At 64.4% G+C, this 4,254-nt stretch carries 5 protein-coding genes; all 5 read left to right on the top strand.

Translation table 11 applies throughout. The annotated features are described in order from the left end of the window. The coding region (locus QOC89_RS19635; protein ID WP_323046544.1) for a c-type cytochrome at positions 1–793 on the top strand (793 nt) is incomplete at its 5' end. After that, positions 790–2,739 carry a cytochrome c oxidase subunit I gene (gene ctaD, locus QOC89_RS19630; RefSeq protein ID WP_323046543.1) on the top strand — a complete coding sequence of 650 codons (1,950 nt, stop codon included), beginning with the start codon at positions 790–792 and terminating at the stop codon, positions 2,737–2,739. The genes QOC89_RS19635 and ctaD, both read left to right, overlap by 4 nt. After that, complete coding sequence (locus tag QOC89_RS19625) at positions 2,736–3,422, top strand: cytochrome c oxidase subunit 3 (protein ID WP_323046542.1); 687 nt, start codon at positions 2,736–2,738, stop codon at positions 3,420–3,422. The genes ctaD and QOC89_RS19625 overlap by 4 nt, the downstream gene beginning before the upstream one ends. A gap of 17 nt (positions 3,423–3,439) precedes the next feature. Beyond that, complete coding sequence (locus QOC89_RS19620; protein WP_323046541.1) at positions 3,440–3,769, top strand: hypothetical protein; 330 nt, start codon at positions 3,440–3,442, stop codon at positions 3,767–3,769. Beyond that, positions 3,760–4,254, top strand: a 495-nt coding sequence (locus QOC89_RS19615) for a cytochrome c oxidase assembly protein (RefSeq protein ID WP_323046540.1), incomplete at its 3' end; no start/stop codon positions are given. The genes QOC89_RS19620 and QOC89_RS19615, both read left to right, overlap by 10 nt.

Genomic DNA, 4,254 nt, shown 5'->3' with positions numbered 1-4,254 from the left:
GCTCGCGCAACCCGAGCAACGCACGCGTCGCATGGTGGTCGTCGCCACGCTGCTGTCGGGCGCGATGCTGTTCGGTCTCGTGTTCGCCGATGTGCTGACGGACCACGCGCTGTCCACACTGCCGGTGGACAACGCGCTGACCATCGAGGTGACGGGTCATCAATGGTGGTGGGAAGCGCGCTATCTGAATGGCCCTGGCGACGATGCAGGTGACTTCACGGTAGCCAACGAATTGCACATTCCGGTAGGGCGCCCGGTCATCGTGAAACTGCGCACGACCGACGTGATCCACACGTTCTGGGTTCCCAATCTCCACGGCAAAAAGGACATGATTCCCGGGCGCGATGCGTCGATTGAATTCCGCGCGGACAAGGCCGGCACTTATCGCGGGCAATGTGCGGAATTCTGCGGTCTGGAGCATGCACTGATGGCGTTTTACGTCATCGCCGAAGCACCCGCCACTTATGAGGCATGGGCCGCGCATCAACGCGGCACTGCGACGCCCGCCGCCGAGGATCTGACCGAGCGCGGCCAGCAGGTGTTTCTGAACGGCAACTGTGCAAGTTGCCATACGGTGCGCGGCACGTCAGCAACCGGCACGCTCGGCCCTGACCTGACGCATTTGATGAGCCGGCAGACGATCGCCGCCAGTACCTTGCCGAACACGACAGGCAATCTGGCCGGCTGGATCGTGGATGCGCCGACGCTGAAACCGGGCACCACGATGCCGCCGAACCGGCTCGCGCCGGCCGATCTTCAGGCGCTGCTGGCCTGGCTTGGGACACTGCAATGAGCGGCCGCGCCGAATCCCCTCGCAAGGACGATCATCCGCTGGATGGGCCGGCGATGTCGACGGCCGTGCGCGACACGCTCGCCCGCACCTGGAGCGATCCGCCCGGCGTGCTGGGCGCGCTGGCGGCGATCAATCACAAGACGATGAGTCGCCGCTTCATGACGACGACGTTCGTCTTTTTCCTGCTCGCCGGTTTGCTTGCGCTGGTCATGCGGCTTCAGCTCGCGCGGCCCGCGAATCATCTCGTCGGTCCGGATATGTACGACCAGTTGTTCACGATGCACGGCACCACGATGATGTTTCTGTTTGCGGTTCCCGTGATGCAGGCGGTCGCCACGTTCATCGTTCCGTTGATGATCGGCGCGCGCAGCGTCGCCTTTCCACGCATGAACGCGTTCGCGTACTGGATTTTCCTGTTCGGCGGCCTGACGTTGTTTGTTGCTTTTGTGCTGGGCGCGGGGCCGGCGGCGGGCTGGTTCGCCTATACGCCGCTATCGGGACCGGACTATTCGCCAGGCAAGGGCGTCGACATCTGGGCACAGATGATCACCTTCACCGAACTGTCGTCGCTGCTCGAAGCGATCGTGCTGATCACCACCATCTTCAAGCTGCGTGCGCCGGGCATGTCGCTCAACCGCATGCCGCTTTTCGTCTGGGCCACGCTCGTGACGCAGTTCATGGTGCTGTTCGCGATGCCCTCGGTGATGCTCGGCAGTACGGCGCTGATTCTCGACCGGCTCGTCGGCACGCATTTCTACAATCCGGCCAAAGGCGGCGACGTGCTGCTGTGGCAGCACCTGTTCTGGTTCTTCGGGCACCCCGAGGTGTATCTGATCTTCATTCCACCGCTCGGTTTCATCTCGTCGATCATTCCGACTTTCGCGCGCCGGCCGGTGTTCGGCTATCCGGCCATGGTGCTCGCGGTAATCGCGACCGCGTTCCTCGCGTTCGGGCTATGGGTCCATCACATGTTCGCGACGGCGATTCCCGAACTGGGTAAAAGCTTTTTCACCGCGGCGAGTCTGATGATCGCGATTCCGACCGGCGTGCAGATTTTCTGCTGGCTCGCAACGTTATGGAGCGGCCGGCTCAACTTCAGAACGCCGTTTCTGTTCGTGCTCGCTTTCTTCTTTATTCTCGTGCTCGGCGGGCTGAGCGGCGTGATGCTGGGCGCGGTTCCGCTCGATCTGCAGGTGCACGACACGTATTTCGTCGTCGCGCATTTTCACTATGTGTTGATCGGCGGCGCGGTGTTTCCGCTGTTCGGGGCGTTCTACTACTGGTTTCCGCTATTCACCGGCCGCATGCTCGACGAGACGCTGGGCCGCTGGAATTTCTGGCTGTTCTTCATCGGCTTCAACGTCGCTTTTTTTCCGATGCATCTGCTCGGTCTTCATGGCATGCCGCGTCGCGTGTGGACCTATCCGCCAGAGATGGGGTGGGGGCCGTTGAACCTGATCGCGACGCTCGGCTCGTGGATGATCGCCGCGAGCGTGCTGGTGTTTCTCGCCAACGTGGTGAGAACCTGCTATCGGGCCAGCGCGCGCGTGGAGCGCGACCCGTGGGGCGCGGGGACGCTCGAATGGAGCGTGCCGCTGCCGCCGCCGCCGCACAACTTCGACGCGTTGCCGATTGTGTACGGCCGCGATCCGCTGTGGGAGCCCGTCACCCAGCCGTCCTCCGTGGCGGGGCTCGCGGCCGACGCCCGCGAAGTGCTGACCACCACCGCGCTCGACGCGCAGCCGGACACGCGCCCGCTGTTTCCCTCGCCGTCGATCTGGCCGTTTATCAGCGCCATCGCGACGACGATCCTGTTCATCGGCTCGGTGTTCACGCCGTGGGCGATCGTGTGGGGCTCGTTCCCGGTCGCCGCCGCACTGATCGGCTGGTTCTGGCCGTCGCGTAAAGACAACCGGCGCGCGCTCGAACTGGAGCAACGGCCATGAACCCGGCCGAAGATCGCAACTGGGCGGCGCAGGTTGGCGTGGAGCGCCCCGCCGCATCCCGGACAGGTGAAGCAGGCGCGCCGCTCGTGGCGGTGCTCGACGTCAGCAGCCTGCCGAGCTTCGGTTACAGCCACCGCAGCCTGATGTGGTGGAGCACCATGGGCCTCATGTTGATCGAAGGCAGTGTCTTCGCGATTGGCGTGATGATGTACTTCTATCTGCGCAGCCTCGCGCAGGTCTGGCCGCTCGACGCGCCGCCGCCCGCCTTGCTGTGGGGGAGCGCGAACACGCTCGTGCTGCTGGCAAGCATGGTGCCGAACCAGTTGGCCAGGCGCGCGGCAGATCGCGGGGAGCGTCGCCGCGCGGCTCTGTGGATCTGGGTCTGCCTCGCATTTGCGCTGGCGTTCCTGGTGCTGCGCGGTTTCGAATTCGCGACGTTGAATGTCACGTGGTATGCGAACGCTTACGGCTCAGTGGTATGGCTACTGCTGGGGCTGCATACGACCCATCTCATCACCGACACCGTCGATACCGCAGTGCTCGGCGTGCTGCTGATCACGGGACCGTTCGAAGGCAAACGTTTTGTCGATGTCAGCGAGAACGCGCTGTACTGGTATTTCGTCGTGCTGAGCTGGCTGCCGATTTATGCGGTGATTTATCTGGCGCCTCGCGTGCAACTTTGATCGAAAGGAGGCCGACGATGCAAACCTGGCTCGCGCTGCTCGGCGCGCCCACGGTGGTATTGGCCACGCTGGGCACGAACTACGCGCTGGTGCCTTACGCCTGCGCGTGGCGCAACGGCGCGTCGCTCGGCTGGGTCAGCGCCATGGCGCTGCTGTTCTCGGTAAGCGCCACGCTGCTCGCGCTGCGGCGCTGGATCGCGACGCCACCGCCACTCGATCCCGGCAGCGATGCGCTGCCGGCCCGGCCTGTGTTTCTCGCCTTCGTCGCGACGACGGTCGGCGCGCTGTCGTCGTTCGCGCTGCTTGCGATGTGGGTGCCGCAATGGGTGATCGATCCATGTCGATAACTGATCGCCGGGTTTCGATCGCACGTTACCGGATGCATGCGCCGCATCTCGCGCGACCGTCCTTGTCCGCGCCCGCCGGGTCGCGCTATCCCGGCGTGGCCGTTGCGTTCCTTGTGCTGTGGTTTGCCGCCGCGCCTTCGGTGTCGGCGCATGTGCTGAGCGCTGACGACCGGGGTGCGCCACCGCTCGGCTGGAGCTTCGAGGCATGGGTCGTCGTGCCGCTCGCCATCAGCGCGGTGCTCTACGCGGTGGGCTATCTCCGGCTCAGCGCGCGCAGCCGTCATGCGAAATCCACGCACATGAGGCAACTTGCGGCGTTCTTTGGCGGCTGGCTGGTACTGGTCGCCGCACTCGATTCTCCACTCGATTCGCTCAGCGCCGCGCTCTTTTCGGCGCACATGGTGCAGCACGAACTGATGATGATCGTCGCCGCGCCGTTGCTGGTGCTGGGCCGACCGCTTGCGATATGGGTATGGGCGTTCCCG

The sequence above is a fragment of the Paraburkholderia sp. genome, from assembly GCF_034668105.1.
Taxonomy (GTDB): domain Bacteria; phylum Pseudomonadota; class Gammaproteobacteria; order Burkholderiales; family Burkholderiaceae; genus Paraburkholderia.
The sequence above is the reverse complement of the archived record's forward strand: the minus strand, read 5'-3'. Positions and strand labels throughout refer to the sequence as shown.